Annotated in this window: 1 protein-coding gene; it reads right to left on the bottom strand. The window is 31.1% G+C overall.

The window, feature by feature from the left end; all coding sequences use genetic code 11:
- On the bottom strand, window positions 1–228 hold a 228-nt coding region (locus AOA60_RS33180; RefSeq protein WP_218240458.1), incomplete at both ends, for a hypothetical protein.

The raw sequence follows: 228 nt of genomic DNA on the forward strand, positions 1-228 counted from the left end.
CTATAAAACTCACTTAACATTAAAATAAGGTATTTATTGGTTTCTCTGGCGATTTCTGATAATTTATTCCTGTTATTTTCAAATCCTCCAAACTGCTCACAACATACCATAGTTTGCTCAATTCCCCAAAATGAGTGTGTTATACCACTGTTAATAGATTCCAGTACTGTTTGGGCCTCTTGTATCTGTCCGTTTAGTAAATAATTTTCATATTTCTTTTTTAAATTC

Source organism: Pseudomonas sp. 2822-17, assembly GCF_002742485.1.
Taxonomy (GTDB): domain Bacteria; phylum Pseudomonadota; class Gammaproteobacteria; order Pseudomonadales; family Pseudomonadaceae; genus Aquipseudomonas; species Aquipseudomonas cyclaminis.